Source organism: Haladaptatus halobius, from assembly GCF_020618475.1.
GTDB classification, from domain to species: domain Archaea; phylum Halobacteriota; class Halobacteria; order Halobacteriales; family Haladaptataceae; genus Haladaptatus; species Haladaptatus halobius.
In genome coordinates, this window is the sequence record NZ_CP085335.1 from 2269216 (window position 1) to 2292628 (window position 23413).

At 64.1% G+C, this 23413-nt stretch carries 29 protein-coding genes and 1 tRNA gene; 13 read left to right on the top strand and 17 right to left on the bottom strand.

Annotated elements, in window-relative coordinates; translation table 11 throughout:
- Positions 1-52: 52 nt before the first annotated feature.
- From dacB to lysA, 8 genes are all read right to left on the bottom strand, one after another.
- Complete coding sequence (gene dacB / locus LIW51_RS13295) at positions 53-1291, bottom strand: D-alanyl-D-alanine carboxypeptidase/D-alanyl-D-alanine endopeptidase (protein ID WP_227374594.1); 1239 nt, start codon at positions 1289-1291, stop codon at positions 53-55.
- A complete protein-coding gene (locus LIW51_RS13300; protein ID WP_227374595.1) occupies positions 1285-2568 on the bottom strand; it encodes an ABC transporter ATP-binding protein in 1284 nt (427 codons plus the stop codon). The genes dacB and LIW51_RS13300 overlap by 7 nt, the downstream gene beginning before the upstream one ends.
- On the bottom strand, positions 2565-3575 hold the full coding sequence (locus LIW51_RS13305) for an ABC transporter ATP-binding protein (protein WP_227374596.1): 1011 nt from the start codon (positions 3573-3575) through the stop codon (positions 2565-2567). The genes LIW51_RS13300 and LIW51_RS13305 overlap by 4 nt, the downstream gene beginning before the upstream one ends.
- Positions 3572-4636 carry an ABC transporter permease gene (locus LIW51_RS13310; RefSeq protein WP_227374597.1) on the bottom strand — a complete coding sequence of 355 codons (1065 nt, stop codon included), beginning with the start codon at positions 4634-4636 and terminating at the stop codon, positions 3572-3574. The genes LIW51_RS13305 and LIW51_RS13310 overlap by 4 nt, the downstream gene beginning before the upstream one ends.
- Before the next feature lies 1 nt (position 4637).
- The gene (locus tag LIW51_RS13315; RefSeq protein ID WP_227374598.1) at positions 4638-5588 is read right to left on the bottom strand and encodes an ABC transporter permease; all 951 of its coding nucleotides are present in this window, start codon (positions 5586-5588) and stop codon (positions 4638-4640) included.
- A 39-nt stretch (positions 5589-5627) separates the two neighbouring features.
- Entirely contained in the window at positions 5628-7325 is a 1698-nt protein-coding gene (locus LIW51_RS13320) for an ABC transporter substrate-binding protein (RefSeq protein WP_227374599.1), read from the bottom strand.
- Positions 7326-7406: 81 nt separating this feature from the next.
- Positions 7407-7895, bottom strand: coding sequence for a DUF7974 family protein (locus tag LIW51_RS13325; protein ID WP_227374600.1), 489 nt, complete (start codon positions 7893-7895; stop codon positions 7407-7409).
- 36 nt (positions 7896-7931) lie between these two features.
- Positions 7932-9194: a diaminopimelate decarboxylase gene (gene lysA, locus LIW51_RS13330; protein WP_227374601.1), complete on the bottom strand. Its 1263-nt coding sequence runs from the start codon at positions 9192-9194 to the stop codon at positions 7932-7934.
- A gap of 42 nt (positions 9195-9236) precedes the next feature.
- Between lysA and LIW51_RS13335 the strand changes: the two genes are divergently transcribed.
- The 3 genes from LIW51_RS13335 to LIW51_RS13345 all read left to right on the top strand — a co-directional run bounded on the left by LIW51_RS13335 (position 9237) and on the right by LIW51_RS13345 (position 10654).
- The gene (locus LIW51_RS13335; protein ID WP_227374602.1) at positions 9237-10169 is read left to right on the top strand and encodes a DMT family transporter; all 933 of its coding nucleotides are present in this window, start codon (positions 9237-9239) and stop codon (positions 10167-10169) included.
- A gap of 89 nt (positions 10170-10258) precedes the next feature.
- The gene (locus tag LIW51_RS13340; RefSeq protein ID WP_227374603.1) at positions 10259-10384 is read left to right on the top strand and encodes a VOC family protein; all 126 of its coding nucleotides are present in this window, start codon (positions 10259-10261) and stop codon (positions 10382-10384) included.
- Positions 10385-10495: 111 nt separating this feature from the next.
- Complete coding sequence (locus LIW51_RS13345; RefSeq protein WP_227374604.1) at positions 10496-10654, top strand: VOC family protein; 159 nt, start codon at positions 10496-10498, stop codon at positions 10652-10654.
- A gap of 21 nt (positions 10655-10675) precedes the next feature.
- Here LIW51_RS13345 and LIW51_RS13350 read toward each other — a convergent pair whose 3' ends face one another.
- The 5 genes from LIW51_RS13350 to LIW51_RS13370 all read right to left on the bottom strand — a co-directional run bounded on the left by LIW51_RS13350 (position 10676) and on the right by LIW51_RS13370 (position 14593).
- Entirely contained in the window at positions 10676-11158 is a 483-nt protein-coding gene (locus tag LIW51_RS13350) for a hypothetical protein (protein ID WP_227374605.1), read from the bottom strand.
- Positions 11148-12827 (bottom strand): sodium/proline symporter, encoded by a 1680-nt coding sequence (locus LIW51_RS13355; RefSeq protein WP_227374606.1) that lies wholly within the window; start codon positions 12825-12827, stop codon positions 11148-11150. Before LIW51_RS13355 ends, LIW51_RS13350 begins: the two co-directional genes overlap by 11 nt.
- Positions 12820-12963 (bottom strand): hypothetical protein, encoded by a 144-nt coding sequence (locus LIW51_RS13360; protein WP_227353525.1) that lies wholly within the window; start codon positions 12961-12963, stop codon positions 12820-12822. Before LIW51_RS13360 ends, LIW51_RS13355 begins: the two co-directional genes overlap by 8 nt.
- Positions 12964-13117: 154 nt before the next feature.
- Positions 13118-14104 (bottom strand): C40 family peptidase, encoded by a 987-nt coding sequence (locus tag LIW51_RS13365; RefSeq protein ID WP_227374607.1) that lies wholly within the window; start codon positions 14102-14104, stop codon positions 13118-13120.
- 60 nt (positions 14105-14164) lie between these two features.
- Positions 14165-14593, bottom strand: a complete 429-nt coding sequence (locus tag LIW51_RS13370; RefSeq protein ID WP_368411794.1) for a desampylase — start codon at positions 14591-14593, stop codon at positions 14165-14167.
- An 82-nt stretch (positions 14594-14675) separates the two neighbouring features.
- Here LIW51_RS13370 and LIW51_RS13375 point away from each other — a divergent pair.
- From LIW51_RS13375 to LIW51_RS13395, 5 genes are all read left to right on the top strand, one after another.
- Positions 14676-14760, top strand: a tRNA-Leu gene (locus LIW51_RS13375).
- A 355-nt stretch (positions 14761-15115) separates the two neighbouring features.
- Positions 15116-16039, top strand: a complete 924-nt coding sequence (locus LIW51_RS13380; protein ID WP_227374609.1) for a DUF7504 family protein — start codon at positions 15116-15118, stop codon at positions 16037-16039.
- A gap of 71 nt (positions 16040-16110) precedes the next feature.
- The gene (locus tag LIW51_RS13385; protein ID WP_227374610.1) at positions 16111-18036 is read left to right on the top strand and encodes a hypothetical protein; all 1926 of its coding nucleotides are present in this window, start codon (positions 16111-16113) and stop codon (positions 18034-18036) included.
- On the top strand, positions 17990-18163 hold the full coding sequence (locus tag LIW51_RS13390; RefSeq protein ID WP_227374611.1) for a hypothetical protein: 174 nt from the start codon (positions 17990-17992) through the stop codon (positions 18161-18163). Before LIW51_RS13385 ends, LIW51_RS13390 begins: the two co-directional genes overlap by 47 nt.
- Positions 18164-18195: 32 nt before the next feature.
- Positions 18196-18663: a DUF5813 family protein gene (locus LIW51_RS13395; protein ID WP_227374612.1), complete on the top strand. Its 468-nt coding sequence runs from the start codon at positions 18196-18198 to the stop codon at positions 18661-18663.
- 38 nt (positions 18664-18701) lie between these two features.
- Here the strand turns inward: LIW51_RS13395 and LIW51_RS13400 are convergent, their stop codons facing one another.
- Together LIW51_RS13400 and LIW51_RS13405 are read right to left on the bottom strand one after the other, a co-directional pair.
- A complete protein-coding gene (locus LIW51_RS13400) occupies positions 18702-18932 on the bottom strand; it encodes an Lrp/AsnC family transcriptional regulator (RefSeq protein ID WP_227374613.1) in 231 nt (76 codons plus the stop codon).
- 1 nt (position 18933) lies between these two features.
- Complete coding sequence (locus LIW51_RS13405; RefSeq protein ID WP_227374614.1) at positions 18934-19623, bottom strand: potassium channel family protein; 690 nt, start codon at positions 19621-19623, stop codon at positions 18934-18936.
- Between the two features lie 552 nt (positions 19624-20175).
- Here LIW51_RS13405 and LIW51_RS13410 point away from each other — a divergent pair.
- From LIW51_RS13410 to LIW51_RS13420, 3 genes are read left to right on the top strand one after another with little or no spacing between them, the layout of a single operon-like run.
- Positions 20176-20895, top strand: coding sequence for a hypothetical protein (locus LIW51_RS13410; protein ID WP_227374615.1), 720 nt, complete (start codon positions 20176-20178; stop codon positions 20893-20895).
- Positions 20892-21086, top strand: a complete 195-nt coding sequence (locus tag LIW51_RS13415; protein WP_227374616.1) for a hypothetical protein — start codon at positions 20892-20894, stop codon at positions 21084-21086. The genes LIW51_RS13410 and LIW51_RS13415 overlap by 4 nt, the downstream gene beginning before the upstream one ends.
- Before the next feature lie 34 nt (positions 21087-21120).
- Positions 21121-21270 (top strand): hypothetical protein, encoded by a 150-nt coding sequence (locus LIW51_RS13420; RefSeq protein ID WP_227374617.1) that lies wholly within the window; start codon positions 21121-21123, stop codon positions 21268-21270.
- A gap of 127 nt (positions 21271-21397) precedes the next feature.
- Here the strand turns inward: LIW51_RS13420 and LIW51_RS38560 are convergent, their stop codons facing one another.
- On the bottom strand, positions 21398-21526 hold the full coding sequence (locus tag LIW51_RS38560; RefSeq protein ID WP_255766680.1) for a hypothetical protein: 129 nt from the start codon (positions 21524-21526) through the stop codon (positions 21398-21400).
- Between the two features lie 20 nt (positions 21527-21546).
- On the opposite strand from LIW51_RS38560, the gene LIW51_RS13425 reads away from it, so the two are divergent.
- Both LIW51_RS13425 and LIW51_RS13430 read left to right on the top strand, forming a co-directional pair.
- The gene (locus LIW51_RS13425) at positions 21547-21780 is read left to right on the top strand and encodes a hypothetical protein (RefSeq protein ID WP_227374618.1); all 234 of its coding nucleotides are present in this window, start codon (positions 21547-21549) and stop codon (positions 21778-21780) included.
- 150 nt (positions 21781-21930) lie between these two features.
- Complete coding sequence (locus LIW51_RS13430; protein WP_227374619.1) at positions 21931-22161, top strand: Lrp/AsnC ligand binding domain-containing protein; 231 nt, start codon at positions 21931-21933, stop codon at positions 22159-22161.
- A 27-nt stretch (positions 22162-22188) separates the two neighbouring features.
- On the opposite strand, the gene LIW51_RS13435 is transcribed toward LIW51_RS13430, so the two are convergent.
- Positions 22189-23235, bottom strand: a complete 1047-nt coding sequence (locus LIW51_RS13435) for a thiamine pyrophosphate-dependent dehydrogenase E1 component subunit alpha (protein ID WP_227374620.1) — start codon at positions 23233-23235, stop codon at positions 22189-22191.
- Positions 23236-23413 lie beyond the last annotated feature (178 nt).

Consider the following 23413-nt stretch of genomic DNA (forward strand, 5'->3'; position numbering starts at 1 on the left):
GCGGCGCATCGCCTCGCACTGGTTCCGTCTTCTCGTAAAAAGGTTCATGCGGTCAGTCGGCCAACTCGCGCACGAACTCGTCTATCATCTCGCGCGCGTTCTCCTCGTCCTCCCCGGTCAACCCGCCCAGCAGGACGGAGAACGCCACGTCCCGCTTTTCATCCCGGCGGAGGATTCCCGAGAGCGTCCGACTCCCGGTGAGCGTCCCCGTTTTCGCGCGAACCTCGCAGTCGAGGGCGAGCAATCGGTCTTCGAGCGTTCCCTCGCCGGGTGCGGGCAGCGAGTCGAAGAAGGTCGTAGACCACGGCTGTTCCGCGACCCAGTCGAGCACCCCGACCAGCCCCCGCGACGAGATGAGGTTGTAGCGCGACAGGCCGGAGCCGTCTCGGATGCGGAAGCCGCCCGCCTCGCGTTCCGCGAGGAAGTCGCCGACGACTTCCTCCCACGCCTCCCACGACCCCTCGCCGCGCACCTCGCGGGCGACGGTTCGGGCGAACTGTTCCGCGAGAAAGTTGTCGGACGGAACGTTCATCTCGCGGACGAGTTTCGAGACGGGCAGCGACTTCGCCGTCGCTATCGTCTCGCCGGCGGTGTCGCTCGTTTCGGCGTCGTCCGCGATTCGGAGGTCGCCGGAAACGGTCACGTCCGCGTCCGCGAGCGCGTCGCGGAACGCGAGTAGGCAGTGGCGAACCGGGTCGGCGACGGGAACGGCGTCGGTCTGCGGTTCGTCGGGTGGTCGCCCTTCGACGCGAATCGTCCCTTCGGGGGAGTCCCGGTACACCCGCAAATCGTCCTCCGACTGGTCGAAATCCGCGACGAGTTCGACCGCGTCCGTCTTGGGGGTCACCTCGATGTCGGTGCCGGACACCGTCACCGAGACGGTGTTTCCGGCGAGCGTGAGCGCCGTGCTCTCCGCGCCGTAACCGTACTTTCCGTCCTCCCACGTCCACCCCGGCCCGCGGGACGGCCCGGTGAACCAGCCCGCGTCTGCGACGAGAGTAGTCACGGCGTCGATGCCGGCGTTTCCAACGCCCTCGGCGAGCACCGACAGGTGGTCGGGCGAGAGCGACGGATTTCCTCGTCCGGCGAGCACGAAGGAATCGTCCGCTCGGGAGACGCTCGTTTTGAAGCGATAGTCCGACCCGAGGTGGTGGAACGCGAGCGCGGCGGTGAGCAGTTTCGTGTTCGACGCCGGCGGAAGCGGAACGTCCGGGTCGCGGGCCGCGAGTTCGACGCCGCCGAGTTCGCGCGCCGACGCGCTCGCGCCGACGGAGTCCGGAAACGTCACCACGAAAACGCTTCGCGCTCCTCGGCGTCGAGGTGGCAGGCCAATAGATGCCCGTCGGCGACCGACTGCAGTTCGGGCACCTCCGCCTCGCACGGCGACCGGTACTCCGCGAGCGCGGCGCGAGCGTCGTCCCAATCACCGTCCGCCGCGTGCGAGACGGCCGATTCGATGGTTCTCTCGACGTCGGGCGGGAGGTCGCCCCCGAAGTAGTGGGCGCGAACCGCCGCGGGTTCGACATCGGTCTGCAGATTCTCGTCCTGCACGTCGCTTCGGAACGCCATGTACTCATGGTACTCTTCGCGGGTGAATGGGTCGGGGACGATGAGTTCCGGACAGCGCGTGTGGAACTTACAGCCCGACGGCGGGTCGCTCGGACTCGGCACGTCACCGACGAGTCTCGGTTCGACGCCGCGCACGTCCGGGTCGGGGTTCGGCACTGCTTCGAGGAGCGCGCAGGTGTAGGGGTGGTGCGGTTCGGTGAATAGTCGCTCGACCGGCCCGGTTTCGACGAAGTCACCGAGATACATCACCGCCACGCGGTCGGCGACGTTCCTGATGACGCTCAGGTCGTGCGTGATGAACAGGTAGGTCAGACCGTACTCGTCCTGCAAGTCCTGCATCAGCGAGAGAATCTGAGCCTGCACGCTCATGTCGAGACCGCTCACGGGTTCGTCGGCGATGACGAGGTCGGGGTTGATGGAGAGCGCCCGCGCGAGGTTGATTCGCTGGCGCTGGCCGCCCGAGAACTCGTGGGGGTAGCGCCCGTAGTGTTCCTCTTTCAGGCCGACCTGCCCGAGCAGTTCGAGGACGCGCTCTCTGCGTTCTTCTTCGCTCCACCCCGCCGCTTCCAGCGGGTCGGCTATTATGTTTCCGGCCTTCCGGCGCGGGTTGAGACTCGATTGCGGGTCTTGAAACACGATCTGGGCGTTCCGTCGGAACTCGCGTTTTTCGTCGCTGCCGAACGTCGTCGTCCGCATGCCGCGGAACTTGACCGCGCCGTCGGTCGGGTCGGTCAGGCCGAGCAGGGTTCGGGCAAGGGTCGATTTTCCGCAGCCTGATTCGCCGACGACGCCGAGCGTCTCGCCCGGGTAGAGATCGAAGCTCACGCCGTCGACCGCCCTGACGCTTTTGTCGTCCAGTCCAAGCGGGAATCCGCCGCTGGAGTTCCACCGGAGCGAACTGATGAATCCCGTATTGACCGGGAAGTGTTTCGTCAGGTTCTCGACCCTGAGAAGCGGTTCGTCGGTTTCGTTCTGTGGGCGTCGTACGCTTCGGCTCATGGGCGACCTCGTTCGTGGAGCGCCGGTTCGTCATGTCCGTACTCATCCTCGTAGAGGATGCACGCCGCGTCGTGGTCCGAACCGACGTCGACGCGCGGCGGTTCGACCCGGGCGCAGTCGTCGATGGCGACCGGACAGCGCGTCCGGAATCGACAGCCCGACGGCGGGTCGATGGCGCTCGGCATCGTCCCGTCGATGGGGTTCAGGTCGTCTGCCCGCTCGTCGGGTCGGACGACCGACCGCAACAGCGACTGGGTGTAGGGGTGTTTCGGATTCCGGTACAGTTCGTCGTACGGGGCGTGCTCGACCACCTTGCCGAGGTACATCACGGCCACGCGGTCACACACCTCGCGGACGACGCCAAGGTCGTGCGTAACGTAGACGACGCTCGTGTCGTACTTCTCCTGGATCTCGTCGAATAGGTCTAAGATCTGGGCCTGAATCGTCACGTCAAGCGCCGTTGTCGGCTCGTCCGCGATGATGAGCTTCGGATTGCACGACAGCGCCATGGCGATGAGCGCGCGCTGGCGCATCCCGCCGGAGAACTCGTGCGGGTACTGGTCGGCGCGCTGTTCCGGGTCGGGGATGCCCACGTCGTCCAGCAGTTCGACGGCTCGGTCGCGGGCCTCCGCTTCGGTTCGGTCGGTGTGGTACTCCACGATTTCAGCGATCTGGTTCCCCACCGTGAAGACGGGGTTCAGCGCCGACATCGGGTCCTGAAAGACGAACGAAATCTCGCTCCCCCGCACCTCCCGCCGCAGTTCGTGCTCCGAGCAGGCGGTCAGGTCGCGCCCGTCGAACCGAACCGTCCCGTCGACCACCTTGCCGGGCGGGTTGATGAGACCGAGCAGGCTCTTTACGGTCACGCTCTTTCCGGCCCCGCTCTCGCCGACCAGTCCGAGCGTCTCGCCGCGGTCGAGTTCGAAGCTCACGCCGTCGACCGCCTGCACGATGCCCTCCTCGGTGTAGAAGTACGTCCGCAGGTCTTCGACTTCGAGGAGGCTCATTCGTCGCGCCCCCGTTCGGTCGCGTTTCCTCCGTCACGCTCGACTCCGCCGTCCGTCGCCGGACTGTCGGCGACCGGGTCGGGGTCGTCGCGCGACGCGCCCTCCGAGGGGAGGAGGTCGTCTCCCAGTTCGTCCCAGTCGGCCTTCCAGAGCGTCGTCCGCGGGTCCATCGCGTCCCGCAGGCCGTCGCCGAGCATGTTGAACCCCATCACTGTGAAGAATATCATCAGGCCGGGGAAGACCGCGACCCACGGCGCGATGAGCATGGCTTCCTGTGCCCCGTTCAGCATCCGTCCCCACGACGCCGTGGGCGGTTGGACGCCGAAGGTAAGGAACGACAGCGCCGCCGCGCCGATGATGACGCCGCCCATCGAGAGCGTCCCCTGCACGACGACCGCGGCCAGTCCGTTCGGCACGATTTCGCGGAAGAGGATGATGCGGTTCGGCAGGCCCGCCGCGCGCGCCGCCTCAACGTACTCCTCCTCACGGAGGGAGAGCACTTCCGAACGCATCACCCGCGCGTAGGCCGGGATGCCGATGACGCCGTAGGCGATAAAGAGGTTGTAGACGCTCGGCCCCATGATGGCCATCAGCGTCATGGCGAGGATGAGCCCCGGAATCGAGTACAGCACCTCCAGCGCGCGCATGATGGCGTCGTCCACGTAGCCGCCGAAGTACGCCGCCGTCGCGCCGAATGCGATGCCGCCGAGGAAGCTGATTCCCACGGCGATGATGCCGATGGCGAGCGCGATCCGACTGCCGTAGATGACGCGGGCCAGTACGTCCCGACCGAAATTATCCGTTCCCATCGGGTGTTCCAGCGAGGGTGCCGAGTAGGTCTCGGTCGGGTTCATCGCGTGCGGGTCGACGTGGATGGCGGTGATGAGCGCCTTGTCGAACAACACGACGTCGACGGTCGAGAACACCGCCAGCACGACGAGCGTTCCGACGATGAGCGCGCCGGCGATGGCTGTCGGGCTGTAGCGAAGCTCCCGAATCGTCCCCTTCAGTCGGCTCTCGGTGTCGATTCCCGTCTCCGAAAGTGGTTGGTTCGTACTCATATCAGTCGTACCTGATCCGCGGGTCGATGTAGGCGTAGGCGAGGTCGGTCAGCAGGACGCCCACGAGGAACAACACGGCGAAAGACAGCGTCAGCCCCATGATGACGCCGTAGTCATTCTTCATCATGCCCGTGAAGAACAGCCGACCCATGCCGGGGATGGCGAAAATCTTCTCGACGATGACGCTCCCGTCCAACAGGAACGATAGTTGGAGGCCGATGATGGTCACCAGCGGCAACAGCGCGTTGCGGAAGGCGTGTTTGAGCAGGATGCGTCGTTCCGGAAGGCCGTAGGCGCGGGCCGTCTGGACGTAGTCCTGCGATAGTTCCTCGACCATGCTGGAGCGCGTCATCCGCATCAGCGTCGCCGTCTGCGCGGTCGTCAGCGTGACGACGGGCATGACGAGTCGCTTCGCGGACTCCACCGGATCCTGCGCGAACGGCACGTAGCCCGACGCCGGGAGCCAGCCCAACTCGTAGGCGAACAGGAGGATGAGCATCAGCCCGAGCCAGAAGTTCGGCGTCGAGAGTCCCGCCAGCCCCAAGAACCGCGAGACGTGGTCGCCGAGTTCGTTGTGCCGCGAGGCGGCGTAGACGCCGAGCAGGAGCGAGATGGGAAGTGCGATGGCGTACGACAGTCCCATCAGCGTGAGCGTGGGGCCGAGTCGCTCCAGCATGAGGTCGGTCACCGGTCGCTTTCGCATGAACGATTCGCCGAGGTTCCCGTGGAGGAGTCGCCCGAGGTAGTCCAGATACTGCTGCCACAGCGGTCGGTCGAAGCCGTACTGGTGGATGAGTTGATCCGCGAGCGCCTGACTCGGATTCAGCCCGAGGTAGATCCGCACCGGGTTGCCCGGGAGCGCGTGCATCATCACGAACGTGAGGGTGAAAACGCCCAGCAGGACTGGCACTATCTGCAGGAGTCGCCGGGCGGTGTAACGGTACATGCTCATAATTTCGTGTACTGAAATTTCGTCTGGAAAGGTCGAACGTTAGTTCTTGAGCGACGCGTTCGACCACTGGTTACACAGCGGTTGCGCCGCGAACGCGGTGGGCTCGTATCCCTTGACCTTGGTGCTCCACGCGGTGGCGGACTGCTCGGAGTACACCGGGATGTGCGGATACTCCGACTGGAACGCTTCCGCGGCCTGGATATACAGTTTCCGTCGCTCGTCCCTGCTTTGGAGTTTTCGCGCCTTCCGGATGTCCTCGTCCGCCTTCTTGAGTTTCTCGCTGTTCGGATATGCTTCGTGGAGCATTCCGGCGGAGGCGTTGCCGACATAGTTGTCGGGCAGTGGACTGTCGTCGTTGCGAAGGTTGCGGAACAGGTAGTAGTAGAACCCGTCGGGGTCTTGGCCGCCCGACCAGCCGTAGAAGGTGACGTCGTACTCCCCGGTGTCAAGTTGGTTCAACCACTGGCCGATGGTAACTTCCTGCACCTCGGCGTTGATGCCCACCTTGTCCATTTCGTTCTGGAGGATGATGGCCATGTTTTTGAACTTTCCAGAGCTGTGCGTGGACATCTTCACGTTGAAGCCGTCGCCGTAGCCCGCTTCCTCCAGCAGTTGTTTTGCTTTATCGTGGTCTTTGTCGGGGTAGTACTTCTCCTTCCACTCCTGCCACGGGAGGTCCCACGCCTTGTTCACTTCGAGGGGCATGAAACCGTAGGAGCGCTTGCCGAGTTTCCCCTTCGTCGCCTGCAGCATCTGGTCGTAGTCGACGAGATACTGCATCGCCTCGCGTACCTTTCGGTTGCCGAACGGTTCGTGGAGCGAGTTGAAGATGAGACCGTTGTAGTCGAACTGCGAGATGCGTTTCATCTTCAAATTCTTCCGGTTCTGTGCCTTGGTGAGCAGCGTCTTCGGCACGGACGCCTGATGGACGTTCCCGGTGGCGAGTTCGACGAACTGCACCTCCGCCTCGGGGATGACTCGGTATTTAATCTGCTTCAGGTTCGGCGATTTGAGGAAATAGTCTCCGAACTGTTCGAGCGTGAGGTGGGAACCGGATTTCCAATCCTTGAGTTGGAACGGCCCGCTTCCGACCGGTTTCTGGGCAAATTTCTTCTGGCCCTTCTTTTCCGCGTCTTTCTTCGGGACGATGGCCGCGTTCATCCCCGCGAGCGTCAACTCGAACAGCGCATAGGGATGTTTCAGGTTGAAGGTGACTTCGTAATCGCCTGAGGCTTTCACGCTCTCGACGAACGAGAGGTTCTCCTGATTCGTGGATTTATTCTTCGGATCGAGCACCCAACTGAACGAGTAGGCCACGTCCTCGGCGGTCAACTCGTTCCCGTTGTGGAACTTCACGCCTTGCCTGAGGGGGATGGTGTACGTCGTCTCGTCTTGCTTTTTCGGCTTCTCCTTGGCGAGGTGCGGGACGATGTCACTCCCGTCGGGTTTGACGGCGAGGAGCGTGTCGAAGAGGTAGTGCATCATCCCGTTGACCCACGCGAGTTCGTTCATACGCGGGTCGAGGGTCGTCGCGTCCTCCGCCGTGGTGTTGATGAACGTGCCGCCTTTCGCGCCGCCGTTGCCGTCGGTATTTCCGGGGTCGACCGTGCCGGTACCGCCCGGTCCGTCGGGATTCGTCGTCTGTCCGCCGCACCCGGCGAGTGCGGTGGCTCCGCCGAGCGCGCTCACCGTCAGGAATCGTCGTCGATCCAAGTAGGAATCGTTGTTGCCTGTCATGTTTTTATTGTCACGGGAAACGTCCGTTTCGTGATACCTAATAGCAAAGAAGGCGGTGGCATATAAGGCCGCCCTTTCATACTAGGGTCGACCGGTCGTCACCGAGATTTGTACGCTATCGCTCAGTTTCCCCGGTGCGTCTCCGGTTGCGAGGTAAGCGGTGAGGGTGTTTTCTCCCGGTTCGGGTCGCCACACGTCACCGTCGCGTCCGGCGCGGCGAACCTGTCCGTCCCACGTCCCTTCGAACTGCCGGACGCCGCGCCTGCGGAACGCCACTCGACGCGGCGTCTCCGGGGGGTCGAAGCCCCGATCGTCCGCCTCCGGAATCCCGTCCACCGCCCAACCCCACAGCCGACTCGTCGGCAGGCGCACGCTCACGGGGAGCGGCGCGCGATTGCGAACCCGAAACAGAAATCTCGCGGGTTCCCCGACGACAATCTCCTTCGGCGCGCGAAGTTCGACCGAGAGACACCGAAGCGCGACAGCGTTCGGGACGAGCCCTGCGAACCAACCGCCCGCGTCGTCGGTACCGCCCGCCGGGTCGGGGGCGAGCGCGTCAGCCGGTTTCATGAATCGGTCACGGCGTGCCTGCATCAAAGGTCTTTCTCACAGTCCGTCGGGAATTCGGTCGCGTCCGAGCACGTCTTTGCACGTTTCGCGCGCACGCAGGTTATCGTAACTCCCGTCGCCTCGCACCAGCACGACCGGCGGTTTCGGTTCGGCGTTGGTGTGACTCGCGCTTCCGAGCGAGTACGCGCCGATTCTATCGACGGCGACGAGGTCGCCGGGACCGAGTTCGGGGAGCGCGACGTCCTCGCTTATCACGTCGCCCGAGTAGCAGAGCGGCCCGGCGACGTGGTACTCTCGCTTCGGTCGTCCGTCCTTCAGCGCGTAGACCGGGTAGGGCCAGTACGAGGAGACGGCGTTCGTTCCGCCGTCTAACACCGCAAAGTCGGCGTAGGGCGTCTCCTTCACGACGCCGACCGTGGCGAGGAAGGTGCCGGCGTTCCCGACGAGTCTGCGCCCCGGTTCGACGAACAGCTGCGGTTCCGCGAGGTTGAGGTCGACGCAGGTGACCCGAACCGTCTCGGCCATGTGCGAGACTATCTCTTCGGTGCCCGGCACGTCGTCGTCGTACGAAACCGGAAAACCGCCGCCGAGGTCGAGGATTTCGATCTCGACGTCGAGTTCGTCGCGTATCTCGCCCGCGAAGCCGAGCATCTCGCGGGCCGCAACGCCGTAGGGTTCGACGCCGCGAATCTGACTTCCGACGTGCAACTGGACGCCCGCGAGGGTGACAGCGTCGGACTCCGCGGCCCGCCGGGCCACCGCCATCGCTCGTCCACTCTCGATGTCGAGGCCGAACTTGCTCTCGCGGGTCGCCGTCGCCACCTCGGGGTGGGTCGGCACGTCCATCGCGGGATTGCCGCGAATCAGCACGTCGGGGGTCGTACCAGTCGCTTCCGCCGCCACGACGACCTTCTCCAACTCCGCCGCGTTGTCCACAAGTAGGTGATAGACGCCCCAGTCCAGCGCGCGTTCGACGTCCTCCGGCGCGCGGTTCATCCCGGTCAAGAGCACGTCTTCCGCGGCGAACCCGGCCCGCCGCGTGGCGGTCAGTTCGCACCGGGCGTAGGCTTCCGCCTTGCACCCGGCGTCCCGAAGCACCGAGAGGATTCCGAGGTTGTAGTTCGCTTTCACTGCGAAGTGAACCTTGGAGTCGGGGTAGTGGTCGTCCAGCGCGCTTCGGAGCGTCTCGTAGTTCGCACGCAGGTCATCTTCGAAGAAGGCGTACAGCGGCGACCCGAACTCGGAGACGAATTCGTCGGCGTGGCCGCGCAGTCGCTCACGCCGGGCTGCGATGTCCATACTTGCACGTCCCATAAGCGGCCGATAATGGTTGGCCCTCGCATGATAGGGACAGCAATTTACGACGAGAACGACATCTCCCCGACGATGGCACGCGTTGATTCGCTCGCACCGCTCTCCGCCTCGACGCTCTGGGGCGGGATGTACATCGTGAGTAAGTGGGGATTCGCCGCGATTCCGCCGGTGACGCTGGCGTTTCTGCGCGTCGTCCTCGGCGGGACGACGCTCCTCCTCGTCGTTCGGCTGACCGCGCCGAAGCGCTCGTTCTCGCGCTCGGAGCGGCAACGGTTCGGCGTCCTCGGCGGGTGGGTCGCGCTCACGCTCGTCACGCAGTTCGTCGGCACCGACCTGACGAACGCCAGTCAGGGGTCGCTGTTGACGGTGCTCACGCCGGTCTTCACGCTCCTGCTAGGCGTCGTCGTCCTCGACGAATCGCTCTCGGGGCGGAAGGTCGGCGGGATGGCGCTAGCAGTCGTCGGCACGCTGGTCGTCCTCTCCGGACAGTACGACTTCGCCGCCGTCGGACGGGGGAACCTGCTTGGCGTCCTCGCGCTGTTCGCCGCGAGTTTCGGGTGGGCGGGTTACACGGTCTGGGGCAAACCGCTCGTGCGAACCTACTCCGCGCTCGAAACGGCGACCTACTCGACGCTCGCGTCGATTCCGCTCGTCGGCGTCCTCGTACCCATCGAACTCGCCTCCGCGTCGTCCCCAGTCACCGCCGCGTCGGTCACCCCCCCGGTCGTCGGCGCGGTGCTGTACCTCGGCGTCCTCAGCACCGCGGCGGCGTGGTTCCTCTGGTATCGCGGACTGGAAGCGTTGGACGCGGGCGTCGTTGCCGTCTTCTTCTTCGCCCAGCCGGTCGTCGGCGCGGCACTCGGCGCGCTCTTCCTCTCGGAGTCCCTCGGTCCTGGATTCGTCGCGGGCGGCGTCGTGATGGGCGTCGGCGTCTGGGTGGTCAGCACCGCGCGGGCGTAGTCGAGCGACAAGCGAATCGCCAGCCACCTTCGCCGACCACTTTCGGGATGCGGTGGAGGGTTATCCCGTCCGTGCTCGAATCCCGACCGATGATAACGGAACTGACGCACGCCACCGTGCTGGTCGAAGACACCGACGAGGCGCTCTCGTGGTACACCGAAAAAATGGGCTTCGAGACGCGAAGCGACGAGGAGTTCGCGCCGGGGATGCGGTAGGTCACGGTCGCGCCGCCGGACGGCGAGACAGAGATCGTTCTCCAAGAGCCGACCGAGGAGTTCTTCGGCGAGGAAGCGGCGACGCTCCGTTCCCGAATTGGCGAGGGGACGGTGTGGGTGCTCGAAACGGACGACTGCCGGGGAACCGTCGCCGACTTGAAAGCGCGCGGCGTGACCGTCACGAGCGCCCCCGAAGAGGTTCCGTGGGGCGTCTCCGCGATGGTCGAAGATCTATACGGAAATCCGTACAACCTCGTCGAATCGCGCTGAAAACGACGGAGTCGTCCTCGATCAGTCTCGCAAGGGGTCTTCGATTCCTTGCAGGCTGTCCACGATGACGTCGCCGTCCGGACGCTCGACAAGCCAGAACAGTTTGTACGCGTCCGCCTCCCGCACAAACTCGATGTCGGGCGCGTCGTTCAGCGAGTAGCGCCGGAGCGTCCATTTGAACACCGACTCCCGCGCTTTCGTCCGGGACTGCTCGTCCGACAGTTCCGCGGGGAGCACCAGCACGTCCTCTATCTCCCGCGTCTCCGCGTCGGGAAACGTGTCCGCCCGAACCACCAATCGCCGGGAGCGGTCGACAGTGGCGACGAACCGGTCAGTGCGATCGCCGAGGAACGGACGAGTCATCGTCACCTCGGCCTCGTACACCCGGTAGGGGTACGCGACCACGCCGACTCGCCCCTCGCCGACCTCCTCGCGCGAAATCGCCGGCGGGATGACCGCGAGTTTCGCGGACTCGCGCCGCTCACCGACGAGCTTACTCGTCATTCCAGTAGCCGGAGGCTCCGACGTGAGCGCGGATGTTGTCCGCCTCGGTCACGGCTTTCGGCGAGACGTCGCGCCCGCCGTCCGTCACGTAGCTCGGGGTTCCGCTACCGGTTCCGCTCGTCACCTGCGACAGCGGTTTGTCGAACACGTCGAAGTGCTCGTCGACGCCGGACGGCGGTTTCGTCACGAGCGAGACGGAGACGAGCGTGAGCACCGACAGGATGAACGCCGGGAATAGACCGTAGACGCCGACGAGGTTGTAGAGGAACGGTGACGCTTCCTGCGTTGGCATGATTCCGAACGTCTCGAGGATGGTGCCGAGTTGAGTCCAGACGATCATCGTCGTCGCGCCGACTATCATGCTCGCCACGGAGCCTTTCGCCGTGACGCGCTTCCACCACAACGCCGCGATGAGCGTCGGCCCGATGGACGCCCCCAGACCGCCCCACGCGTAGTCGAGGACGAGGGTGTAGATGGGCGTCCCTTTCGCACCGTAGGCGAAGAGGATGCTCGCGCCGCCGAGCGCGAGGGTGACGACCCGCGAGTAGAGCACGAGTTGCGCCTCGGTCGCCTGTTGGTTGAAGAAGCCGTGGTACACGTCCTCCACCACCGCGCTGGTGGCGACGAGCAGTTGCGAATCGGCACTCGACATCATCGCCGCTAGCGCCGCCGCGAGGACGACGCCGGCGACGGCACCCGGTAAGAGGGTGAGCGTCAGCCGCGGCATGGCGTTGTCGGCCTGCGCGAGGTCGCCCTGTCCGAAGACGACGATGGCGTACAGCCCGACGAGGGCCGCGCCGATGTACGCGACGAACATGAACAACTGCGCGACTAGCGCCGCGAGTCGAACGTTCTTCACTCGGTCGATGCCCATGAACCGCACCATGATGTGCGGGTTGCCGGGGACGCCGAGTCCGATGGCGGCGTAGCTGATGATGCCGAAGATGGCGGCCCAGCCGGTCAGTCCCGCGGTGATGCTCGTCAGCGACCCGCCGCCGACGTTCGCTAGCTCTCCGAACGGTATCCCGTAGTTCGAGAACGCGATGATGGGGAGGATGATGAACGCGACGAGGATGATAGCACCCTGGAAGTAGTCCGACCACGCGACGGCGAAGTAGCCCCCGAGCAGCGTGTAGCCGACCACGATAACACCGCCGACGACGATGCCAACGACCGGTTCGACGCCCGTGAGAACCTGCAATAGCGTCCCGGCGGCGACGATCTGCGCGCCGACGTACCCGCCCTCGAACAGCATCAGCACGACCGCCGAGGTGCCTTTCACCATCCCGGTACCGTCCTGCAAGCGCGTCTCGAAGAATGTCGGCAGGGTCACCGACCGCACGATTTCGGTATATTTCCGGAGACGTTTGGCGATTCCGGCCCACGCGAGCAAGTCCGCAGGAATCATGCCGAGACCGTTCAGGAACGCCATGATACCGGTTCCGTAGGCGTCCGCCGGCACTCCGAGCGTGAGCCACCCGCTCATCTCGGACGCGCGCTCGGAGAAGCCGGTGACGACCGGCCCGATCTGCCGACCGCCGATGACGTAGTCGCCGACCGAATCCATCATCCTCGAAGCCCACAGGCCGATGCCGATGAGGACGAGGAGGTACGCGGCGAACGTCCCTAACACCCAGACGCCCGCGCCGCCCGCAAGTCCCTCAGGCATAGCTATCCTCCTCGTACTCCTCCCGGAGGCGCTCTTCGCGCCTGCCTTCGAGTACGTAGTAGGCGATCAACATCACGAAAAACACGACGTAGGGGACGACCAGTCCCAACCAGTCGAGCGTGCTCATACCTGGCATACCTGTTAGAGAATAGCAAACGAGAATAAACGTTTCGGAGATTCACATCGTCCGGTGCGAAATTATTTGTAGAAGGACGATACGAGCGTACCGACGCGTGAACGTCACCGGCGGTTCGGTGCCGAATCACGATCCGCTTTTCGAACGTTCGACGTCAGACGAGTCGGCGCGCGAGTTCGAACGTCTCGTCCAAGTCGGCGAGATAATCGTCGCTCTCGGCGTCGAAGCTGTTGACCACGACAGCATCGTCGCCGCCGTAGGCGTGAACGTACTCGTCGCCGCCGAGGCTGACGGCGACGTGACCAGGGAAGAAGAGCAGGTCGCCCGGCAGAAGTTCGTCCCGGGAGACCGTCTCGCCCATCGCTCGCTGCTGGTCGGCGTCGCGCGGCAGGCTGATTCCGTTCGCCTGGTACGCCACCCACGCCAGCCCGGAGCAGTCGATGCCCTCGGTCGTCATCCCGCCCCAGAGGTACTCCGTACCGAGGAACCGCCGGGCGACCGCGACGACGGCTTCGCCGGTCGGGTCTTCGGGGAATCGGTGAACCGCAGATGCGGGGAGCACGGCGCGCTCCCCGGTTCGGAAGACGACGGTCGTCGCGTCGTTCGTATCAACGTTCGCGTCGTCGTGCTCACCTTCGATTCGGCACGCGGTTCCGGCGTACACCGGACGGTTCGCTTCGCCGAGCGTCACCTCGCGGGTTACGACCGCGTTCGGCTCCACTGTCTGCGGGGTCGTGAGCGTGTTCTCCTCGACCCAGCCGAGATAGCCGCCGGGCGTGAGCACCCGTGTCCACTCTCCCTCGCGGTCGAGCGCGGCGACCGCCGCGCCGTAGAGTACTTGTGTCACCTGCTCGGCGTCGTCGTCGGGGTCGTCGCGGACGGGCGTGATCGGCGCGGTCACGGTTCGTTCGCTTCTCGTTTCGGCGAGGACGGACACGTCGCTCGTCACCCTCCGCCCGGTGGCGCGTTCGACCGCGGCGCGAGCCTCGCATTCGAGTTCGGGCGTCGAGACCCGACCGCGGAGGACGAGTCCCTCCGCGGTCGAATCGGGAGTCATCTCGAAGACGGCGACCCGCGAGTCGGGTGCGTATCTCGTTCGACAGCGTTGGAGCGCCAGCCGTGCGCGGTGAGCGTCGTCCATGCGCCCCTGTGCTCGGAGCGCCCCCAAAATCCTATCGTCTGTTCGGGCGGCGACCGGTGGCTATTCGAGCCGGATGATCTCAGGATCGAACGCCTCGCCAGTCCAGCACCACGACCCGACGAAAGGGTACGACCCGTTCAGCGAGACGATGACGTAGGAGTAGCCGTCCCACGTCGCGTCCGCCGCGTCGGTCTCGCTCGGAGCGTCCGGCCCCGTGGGATGGGAGTGGTAGAAGCCGACCACGTCCTGTCTGCGCGATTCGATCTCCTCCATGAGCGCCAGTTGCTCTTCGGGGTCGATCTCGTAGTTCGTCCGCGGGGTCTCCGCGACGTTCTCCGCGCGGAGGATGTCCTCGACTTGAGCGTCGTTTCGAGCATCGCCGCGAGCGTCACGCCGGGTTCCCGCGAGGAGGCCACAGACTTCGGCTGGGCGACCCCGGCGCGCGTGACTGACAAGCGTGTCGTACACTTCGCGGGAGAGGGCGAGCATGGCGGAGGGTTCGGCGCGAATCGGTATAAGCGAGGAGGCCAACCGAAACCCACTTGCGATGGAAGGGACAATCGACTGACGGGCGAGGGTTGCCAAGCCAGGCCAACGGCGGCGGGCTTAAGACCCGCTCTCGTAGGAGTCCATGGGTTCAAATCCCATCCCTCGCATTCTCCGTAACCTACCTCGGTGCAGTAGCCACCGATCGATACCGACTTTAGAACTGGCGCTGGCGCTGCGTAGACGACACGTGAAAGACAGATGCAAATTTCCCTCTGCCAAAAATTCCATCAAAAATTATTAACTGAGAGGCTATCAGTAGACGATCGAAATGATCTTCAGAACACGGGTGAAACGAGTAATCAGTGCGCTCACGACGAGAGATGCACGATAACTCGTGGTGGTTTACATCGAAATATATCGATTTCGGCATAGATTTCTTGATATCTTTCCTAACCCCCTTCGAGAGCGTCAATTAAATGACGATGGGTTTTTGAACATTGGTTGCAGAGAGTTAGGAAGCGTATGGACGATGACGGTTCCCCTAACGAGCGCGGCGTCCACCGCGTGCAACACGACCTGTCGAGCGACCGGTCGCTCAGTACGACGGTGACGGTGGCGGTCGCGGACATGGCGGGCGTCGAACCGTCGGATATCCCCGAACAACTGTACGACGTGATCGACCCGGAAGCACTCGACAGGCTGTTCGAGTCCCGCGACGACGGGTCGCCGCGTCGGGGCGGTCGACTGTCGTTCACCCTCCACGGCCACCACGTGACCGTCCGCGGCGACGGCGAGGTCGCGGTTCAACCGGGCCTCGCCCGCATCAAACAGCTTGGCGGCAATCTCCTCGTCGTCGGGTCGGTTCCCGACACGGTCGTCGACGCGGCGAGCACGCCGCTCCTCGGCGAAACGACTCGAAACAGGACGCGCGTTTTCGCCCTCCACGACCGGAGCGTTGCGACGGCTCGAAGCCGCCTGTCGATGGCCGGTACCGTCGGCGAGGACGCCCACATCATCGACTACCACGCCGATTCGCGGTCGGCGAACGCGGAATCGACGGTGCAGGTCGGCCCGACCGTCGAACGCGTCGACGGCGACATCGACGACTTCCGAGACGAGATACGCGCGGTGATTCGACGACTCGACGCCGAGCGCGGGGGCTTCGACCCGGCGGAGCTCCGATTCTGCTTCGACACGCTTCTCCCGCTGGTCGAGGCGCACGACGAGGCGATGGTCGATGCATTTCTCGGCCCTATCTGCGAGGCGGTCAAAGATGTGTCGGGGATGGCCCACTACGTCCTCCCTATCGAGCGTGACGCGCCGCAAGTGCAGGCCATCGCCTCGAAGTTCGACGCCGTGGTCGAACTCCAGGCAGGGGACACCGGGCCGGAACAGCGGTGGCACCTCCGCGAGACGGACTTCACGACTGAGTGGTTCGACCTCTGAACTTAACGATGAGCAATGTATCCAACGTAACGGGTGAAAGCGTAACACCGCGGTTCCGATCCCGGGACAACTTGCCCGGTCTCACGGTGCTCGACCCGCTCGAACGGAGCCGGTACACGGTCGAAACCTCGCGTCCCGTCGAACCGCGTCGCGTTCCGGTTTCGGAGTTTGCGGCACCGGTCGGAGCCGTGACCAGTCTCACGACGAGTCGACTCCGGTTTCAGATCATGGTCGCGGCGTACGTTCGAAACGCCGACGGTGACTTGATACTCGCCGCCGACCCCGATACGGCGACGACGCTCCCCGCCGACGAGTACTACATCGAACTGTCGACGCCCGTGAAGACGTATCTCCACTTCCACTCCGGCGTCGAAATCGACGCGTCGAACGAGCGACTCGCGCTAACCTTCGACGGTGAGACGACGGTGGAGTTCGGTGCGCGGTCGCGTCACACCCGCCCGGCGGGGACGGTGACGACGACGGCCGACCCGGAGGACGTGATGGCGGCGATATCGACGTTCGGGTCGGCGTTGAAGACGACCAGCCCCGAGCGGTCGTTCACCACCCTTCGCGGCCACCCGCCGGCGGTCGAACTCGGTGATACCCTCCACGTGCCGGACGACGTACGGCCACCCCAGACGGGGATTAGAATCGAAGTCCCTCCCGACTACGAGTCTATCTTTCCCGTCGCATCGCTGGCCTACTACCTCGGCGCGAAACTGGTGCCTGGACGAGTCCCGCGAATCGTAACGGACGGGACGATTCACTCGCTCGACCACCCGGAACGCGGCTTCGAGGGCGAGGTCGAACGCGTGCTGAAACAGACGTTCCTCTTCGACTGCGTGACTCGCACAGAAGGGCTGTATCGGGTCGACCTGCACGAACGCCAACGGGTCGAGTCGTCGGTCGACCGACGACTCGACTTCGTGGCGCTCTACGACGCGCCGATAGCCGAGCGACTTGAAACGTACCTCGACGTGCCGTTCTCGACGCTGGCCGACGCGGTTCCGACGTGGCGGCTCGCGGTACACGTCACGAACGAGTTCGAAAACGTGACGCGTCTCCCGTACGTGCTTCGGAACCTACCGGTGATTCGGACGGCGGGCGAGACCCGAGCGGCAGAGGATGCGATGGCGACGGTCACCGACATCCGGGCGTTCGCGCGGGCCGCGGAGTCGGACGCGAACCGACCGGCGGAGCGCGTTCCAGAGGAGGACTACGTCACGGTACCAGACATCGACACGCTCGAACGCGCGTGGCTCGGAAAGGGAGCGCCGGTCGGTGGTAACAAGCTCCTACGGTCTGGATTCGAGAACCGTCTGGCCCGCGAGCAGACGACCGCCGACATCGAGATAACCATCGTCTGTAACGACTCGAAAATGCAGGCCGAGTGGGAGACCGCGCTGTACGGAAACCGCGACGACCTTCCGTTCGACGTGACCGCTCGTCGGGACTGTTCGACGGCGGAACTCCGGGAACTCTTGCACAGACGGACGGACTTCTTCCACTACATCGGTCACGTCGAGGACGGCTCGTTCGTCTGTCCCGACGGCGCACTCGATCCGACCGACGTGGACAGTACGGGTGCGAACATGTTCCTCCTGAACGCGTGTCGGTCGTACGCCCCCGGAAAACACCTCGTCGAGGCGGGGAGCATCGGGGGGTATCGTCACCTACAGCGAGATCGGAAACGCCGGTGCGACGGTGATCGGACGAACCATCGCTCGACTTCTCAACGCCGGATTTCCGCTTCGCGCGGCGCTCTCGGTGGCTCGAAGTCGACGGCTTGTCGGCAATCAGTACGCGGTCGTCGGCGACGGGAGCGTCGCGGTCGCCCAGTCGGAGAGTGGTATCCCCAACGTCATGTTCGTCGAACCGTTCGGCGACGGAGAGTACGCACTCCGAGCGCGGTTGTATCCGACGAACGGACACTCGATGGGTTCGACCGCCATGCCCTTCATCGACGGCGTCCAGACGCAGTTTCTCGCGGGCGGTGACCTCCCGACGTTCACGGTTTCGGAAGCGGAGCTACAACGCTACTTCGAACTGGAGGACTTGCCGGTCGTCTACGACGGCGACCTGTTCTGGTCGTCCGAGATAGACGTCTCTCGGGAGTTCTCGTAACGCCCTTCAGTCTCCCCGGTCTACCGACGACAATGACACGAACAGCGCCCATCGAGCGAGCGTTCTCGTTGCACGACGGATTCGAAGGAGACGGTTCCGGCATCTACGTGGCGACGACGACGCCGTTCGAAGGAATCGCCCGAACGGACGACGAACGGGTCGAAGTGACCGTTCGAGCGCCGATGCTGTCGACCGTCGTCGAGGACGAGACCGTCGCCGACGTGGTCGAAACCGGCTGGTTCGAGACGCTCGAACTGCGGTTAGAAGACGCGCACACCGTCGTTTCCGCGGACGAAGCGACCCCGCCGGACATCGAGCGCGTCGGCGACAAAGTGGTGCTCTCGCTTTCGTTTTCGGGGTATCCGGATAAAGCCGCGGACAACGCGATGGCCGTCGTCGATTACGTCGAGGGGACGTGGATACAGGGAATCGTTCCGGGATACGAGTACGGCGAACCGGCGGCGGAGTTGTTGACGCGGGCGCGCGAGAGCTACGACTGACCGTCGGAGACGACGGCTAGTCCGGCACGGTGTCGCAACTAATCCATCGAAATGTACGTCTGCGTGTCCTCGACGCCCTGAATTCCTTGAATACCGTCGGCGGCGATGGTCTTCACTTCGGCGGGGTTCTCGACTCGTACTTTCACGATGAGGTCAACGTCTCCGGCGACGATGTGGGCGTCCTGCACGCCCTCGATGTCGAGGACGGTGTTCTTCAACCGATCCGCTTCCCCCGTGTTCGCTTTGACCATGACGTACGCGGCGACCATTTCAGGCACCTCCCGCTTCCGCGGTCGCTCGACTCCGGTCGCCGACGAGAATTCTCCGCACGTCCTCCAACACCTCGAAGTCGGCGAGAACGGCGACTCGGTCGCCGACCTGGAGGGAGTCGTCGGGGAGCGGGATGCCCATCGGTTCGTCGCGCTTGCCGAACGCGAGGATGCGCGAGTTGGCAGGGAGTTCCAGTTCGCTGACGGAGTAGCCCTTCATCGGGGAATCCTCGGTGATGGTGAGTTCGACCACCTGTAGGTTCTGGGCGATATCGGCGATGGCGCGGATGTTCCCGCCGAGGAGGGCGTTCTTCGCGCCGATAGCGCCGAGGCGCTCAGGGTAAACAACCTCGTCTACGTCGCTAGCAAACTTCCGGTAGATGTCCTCGCGGTAGTCCTCGTCGATGCGCAGGATGGTGCGACAGCCGTGGTGTTTACCGACCATGCAGGCGGCGAAGTTGACGTTCAGGTCGCCGGTCAGCCCACCGATAGCGTCCGCGGTGCCGAGACCCGCCTGTTCGAGAACTTCTTCGCGCGACCCGTCCCCCTCGATGACCTCGAAGTCGTCGTTTCGTGCGCGTTTCGCTTTCTGTAAGTCACGCTCCACGAGCACCACGTCGTGGCCTTCCTCCCGGAGGACGCGGGCGGTTCGCAAACCGACCCTGCCGGCACCAATGATAACGAATCGCATGCTACACCGTACGATGGAGAGGTTGAATAACCTTTCTCCGGTGCGACCGTCACCCTGATTCGGCCACCACCGGGGGTGAAGGGTGAGTCGTGACGTGGCGTGTGCGATTTCATTTTTATCATCGATATCGAGACGATCCGTTCGACCGGGCGTGCCGATAGCGCGTGTTACTCCCGGTACCGCCCGCTTTCTCGGCGCGAGTGAACGAGAGAATCGCTCATCACGTCCAACGAGGATTTCGTTCAGAAGCGAGGGTCGAGGGTTCGAATCAGTCCGTAGCGGCGTCGACCCTTGATAAGAGCCGAATCCTCCGACCGACGAGAGCGTACGACAAAACCGGCGGGGACGAACCATCCAGATATCCGACCAGTCGCCGGAATTTTTAGCGCGTCAGCACGAATCGTAAAACGAGCGCCCGGCCCGGACGACGCGCTTCAGCGTGCGGATGAACTCTCGGTCTCACAGTTACTTCGCTGACTCTCCGTCGAGGGACAATAGCGCGGGATTCGACGTCTTCCCGTCGATTGCACGGCGAGCGACGTCCGTGAAGAGATGTCCTCGCGTCGAAGGCGATATCTGATTCTTGGCGGAACGCCGGTCACGATGCGTCGGACACGGCGGTGCTCACCCGCGGCTGACGGAGAACGTTCGCGTCGAAAGCTGAGCTTTGGGCTGGCGCTGTCGAGCATCGCACCGGGGTTGTCCGTCATCCCATCCACCGACGTACCGTACGAAGAACGCGAACCGAGCTTCGAACCAAAGTTTCCGACGACTATGACCATCGACATCATCGAAAAGGGTGCCGACCCGACCTGCGACGAACCGATCGACGACGTGCTCGACGACGTGATGAGCGACGGTGCGACCGTCGAGTTCCCGCCGGGAACCTACCGCGTCGACTGCATCGAAACCGACCACGACGATCTGAAGCTCGTTGGGACGAACGCAACGCTCGTCCCGACGAACCGACAGGAGTGTACGAACGTCATCGACGCGACGGGCAACGGATTCGTCTTCGACGGTTTCGAACTCGACTTCCGCGATGTGGCGTACCCGCCGCGATTTGACGTTCAAGCCGACGACTGGCAATTCTCGAACGTCGTCGTCCGGGTTACTGCGGCACGAACGGCAAGGACATGGACGTTCACGGCGTATCGTTCATGCGGCCGCTCGTCGAGAGCGAGGGCGCGGCCGGCACCATCCGGGACGTCTATCTCCACGAGGGATCCGGCCCGCCCGGCGGTTGCTCCGCTCGCCGGGCGTTCCTCATGAAAAACGACCACTGCGGTCACCTCGTTCTCTACCGCGTGTGGCTCGAACGGTGGGACGAAAACACCTTCTACGGCAACAACGTCCAGGGGAAGACGACGATTAAGAACAGTTTCTTCCCGGAACACGAACGTCAGCCTGCGCGTCGGCGGCGACACCGACATCGAAAACTGCGCGTTCGTCAAGGACGGTAAGGTTCCCAAACAGGGCTGGTCGGGGTCGATGCTGATGCGGGGTATCCACGTCGAGGGCGACGACGAGGACGCCTACCCCGGCTGCGTCACCGTCGACAACTGCGACTTTACGTTTACCCACCGCCACGAGAGCACCGACGCCCCGGTCGTCTCTCACCCCGACCCAGGAGATTCGCGTCTCTAACTGCCGAATCCGGTACGACGGCAATCGGAGCAGCCCCGTCGAGATTCACTGTTACGAACAGCTCGAGAAGCTGACGCTGGAGAACGTCCACGTCGAGAACAACAGCGAGGATCATCCCGGGGTCAGACTATACGAGAAGCCGAAGCAGTTCGGAACCGTCAGCGGCGTCATCGGCGGGGAGAACGCGAAGAAACGCGACGGCCTCGTTTACGAGAACCTCGAACTGGAACGCCGAACACACCGAAATCCGAGCCACCGCTTCCGAAGCCGCCGAAGGTGGGCACGACGCCGAACGGTCGCGGCGTCGTGCTATCCGAGCGCGAGGCCGCGAAAAAACGGAGCGGCAAAAAGCGAACCGACGGGCAACAACGGACGACGAAGCGCGGCGAGAAGAACCGGCGGACAAAAGACGGGTCGGGCGACGGGTTACCGTTCATCGACGACGCGTTGGCAGTCGTTGAGGACGCCGCCAGACGGATTCGGAGCGCGGTTCGTTCGGTGTTCGGGTGAGCCGCGAGCGGCGTTGCGACTCGGACTGCGCGACGGGCGGCGTTACCGATTTTCCGCGTTTATTCTCGTCGTCGCCGACTTCGAGCATCTCGGCCGAGACGACGCGCCGGGGGAAGGTTTTTCTAGCATGATAGAGTATCACACACCACTATGGTGCATGCGTTTATCATGGTGAACACCACCGCGGGAAAATCACAGGGTCTGCTCGAATCGGTTCGCGGACTCGGAAGCGTGCAGGAAGCGCACATCGTCGCCGGGGACTACGACATCGTGGTCGAGGTCGACGCGGGTGAGGTGTACGACATCCTCCAGACCGCCTCTGGGGACGTTCAGGGACTCGAAGGCGTGGTGGATACGAAGACGTACATCGCCATCGATTAGCGGTCGAATTCTTCGAAATCGTACCCCTCAGTGGTCGAGTTCGTACACGTCGTTGGTTTCGAGGAATGAGTCCAGCCACGCCTGCTGGTTGCGCAGTCTGGGCGGCGCGTCGGCGTACACCCGGTCGAACACGTCGTGGGGATCGGGGTCTTCAATCGATTCGGCCGCTTCGACCGCTTCTTCCAACAGTTCGTCCGCTTCGTCGTGCGCCCGTTCGACGAACTCGTCGTCGACGACCCCCTGTTCTCGAAGCCACGACTCGTATCGGTCGAGAGGGTCGGCCTTCCGCCACCCCGGCAGGTCGCGCTCCATGTCTTCATACTTGCTCGGGTCGTCGCTCGTGGTGTGGGCACCCTGCCGGTAGGTGAGGCTCTCGACGAGGACGGGGTGGCCCCGTCGCGCGGAGTCGAGCGCCTCTCCCACCGTCTCTCGAATCGCGAGCGGGTCGTTGCCGTCCACCTGCACGCCCTCGAACCCGTACGCCCCGGCTTTGACGGCGATGCTCTCGCTCGCAGTCTGCTTGTGTTGCGGGAGGCTGATGGCCCAGTTGTTGTTCTCGCAGAAGAAGACGACTGGCGCGTCGAAGACGCCCGCGAAGTTCATCCCCTCGTGGAAATCGCCTTCGCTCGTCGCCCCGTCGCCGAAGTAACAGAGGGCGGCGTTCTCATCGCCTCGGTAGTGCATCCCCATGCCCGCGCCCGTCGCGTGGGGAATCTGGGTGGCGATGGGCACAGCCTGCGGGAAGTTAGGCACGTCGTGGTCGGAGTGGAACTCGGGTCGCCCGCGACGGAAGAGAAGCACGTCGCTGATGGGGACGCCGCGCGCGACCTGCATCGCGTTCGAGCGATAGGTCGGAAAGAGCCAGTCGTCCTCGGCCAACGCCAGCGCCGCACCGACCTGCGAGGCCTCCTGTCCGCGGTACGGCGGCCAACTGCTCATCCAGCCCCGCCGCTGGAGCGCGATGGCGCGCTCGTCGAATCGCCGGGCGAGAACCATCTTTCGGAGAGTCTCGCGGGCGTCTTCGGCGGAGAACGGCGTCTCGGCCAGTTTGCGTTCCCCGATGATTCGGTTCATGCCTGCGGGGATGTAGGCTAGTTTCAAAGACGTTCCGAAACCGGCGACGCCAATTCGAGGGTCGGCGAGAAGTTGGACGAAAATCCAACCCACCCTTCACTCGTCATCTCGTCCGCCTTTCGTTCACCGGCTCGTTCGTCTATCCTCCAATTGCTATCTCGTCCCCTTCACGCTGGAT

What these genes read in the sequence shown, in the direction of transcription:
- LIW51_RS13300 (WP_227374595.1), bottom strand. Translation starts at nt 2,568, where the DNA reads ATGAGCCGAAGCGTACGACGCCCACAGAACGAAACCGACGAACCGCTT.
- LIW51_RS13305 (WP_227374596.1), bottom strand. Translation starts at nt 3,575, where the DNA reads ATGAGCCTCCTCGAAGTCGAAGACCTGCGGACGTACTTCTACACCGAG.
- LIW51_RS13310 (WP_227374597.1), bottom strand. Translation starts at nt 4,636, where the DNA reads ATGAGTACGAACCAACCACTTTCGGAGACGGGAATCGACACCGAGAGC.
- LIW51_RS13315 (WP_227374598.1), bottom strand. Translation starts at nt 5,588, where the DNA reads ATGAGCATGTACCGTTACACCGCCCGGCGACTCCTGCAGATAGTGCCA.
- LIW51_RS13320 (WP_227374599.1), bottom strand. Translation starts at nt 7,325, where the DNA reads ATGACAGGCAACAACGATTCCTACTTGGATCGACGACGATTCCTGACG.
- LIW51_RS13325 (WP_227374600.1), bottom strand. Translation starts at nt 7,895, where the DNA reads ATGAAACCGGCTGACGCGCTCGCCCCCGACCCGGCGGGCGGTACCGAC.
- lysA (WP_227374601.1), bottom strand. Translation starts at nt 9,194, where the DNA reads ATGGACATCGCAGCCCGGCGTGAGCGACTGCGCGGCCACGCCGACGAA.
- LIW51_RS13335 (WP_227374602.1), top strand. Translation starts at nt 9,237, where the DNA reads ATGATAGGGACAGCAATTTACGACGAGAACGACATCTCCCCGACGATG.
- LIW51_RS13340 (WP_227374603.1), top strand. Translation starts at nt 10,259, where the DNA reads ATGATAACGGAACTGACGCACGCCACCGTGCTGGTCGAAGACACCGAC.
- LIW51_RS13350 (WP_227374605.1), bottom strand. Translation starts at nt 11,158, where the DNA reads ATGACGAGTAAGCTCGTCGGTGAGCGGCGCGAGTCCGCGAAACTCGCG.
- LIW51_RS13355 (WP_227374606.1), bottom strand. Translation starts at nt 12,827, where the DNA reads ATGCCTGAGGGACTTGCGGGCGGCGCGGGCGTCTGGGTGTTAGGGACG.
- LIW51_RS13360 (WP_227353525.1), bottom strand. Translation starts at nt 12,963, where the DNA reads ATGCCAGGTATGAGCACGCTCGACTGGTTGGGACTGGTCGTCCCCTAC.
- LIW51_RS13365 (WP_227374607.1), bottom strand. Translation starts at nt 14,104, where the DNA reads ATGGACGACGCTCACCGCGCACGGCTGGCGCTCCAACGCTGTCGAACG.
- LIW51_RS13370 (WP_368411794.1), bottom strand. Translation starts at nt 14,593, where the DNA reads ATGCTCGCCCTCTCCCGCGAAGTGTACGACACGCTTGTCAGTCACGCG.
- LIW51_RS13380 (WP_227374609.1), top strand. Translation starts at nt 15,116, where the DNA reads ATGGACGATGACGGTTCCCCTAACGAGCGCGGCGTCCACCGCGTGCAA.
- LIW51_RS13390 (WP_227374611.1), top strand. Translation starts at nt 17,990, where the DNA reads ATGCCCTTCATCGACGGCGTCCAGACGCAGTTTCTCGCGGGCGGTGAC.
- LIW51_RS13395 (WP_227374612.1), top strand. Translation starts at nt 18,196, where the DNA reads ATGACACGAACAGCGCCCATCGAGCGAGCGTTCTCGTTGCACGACGGA.
- LIW51_RS13400 (WP_227374613.1), bottom strand. Translation starts at nt 18,932, where the DNA reads ATGGTCGCCGCGTACGTCATGGTCAAAGCGAACACGGGGGAAGCGGAT.
- LIW51_RS13405 (WP_227374614.1), bottom strand. Translation starts at nt 19,623, where the DNA reads ATGCGATTCGTTATCATTGGTGCCGGCAGGGTCGGTTTGCGAACCGCC.
- LIW51_RS13410 (WP_227374615.1), top strand. Translation starts at nt 20,176, where the DNA reads ATGTCCTCGCGTCGAAGGCGATATCTGATTCTTGGCGGAACGCCGGTC.
- LIW51_RS13415 (WP_227374616.1), top strand. Translation starts at nt 20,892, where the DNA reads ATGAAAAACGACCACTGCGGTCACCTCGTTCTCTACCGCGTGTGGCTC.
- LIW51_RS13420 (WP_227374617.1), top strand. Translation starts at nt 21,121, where the DNA reads ATGCGGGGTATCCACGTCGAGGGCGACGACGAGGACGCCTACCCCGGC.
- LIW51_RS13430 (WP_227374619.1), top strand. Translation starts at nt 21,931, where the DNA reads ATGGTGCATGCGTTTATCATGGTGAACACCACCGCGGGAAAATCACAG.
- LIW51_RS13435 (WP_227374620.1), bottom strand. Translation starts at nt 23,235, where the DNA reads ATGAACCGAATCATCGGGGAACGCAAACTGGCCGAGACGCCGTTCTCC.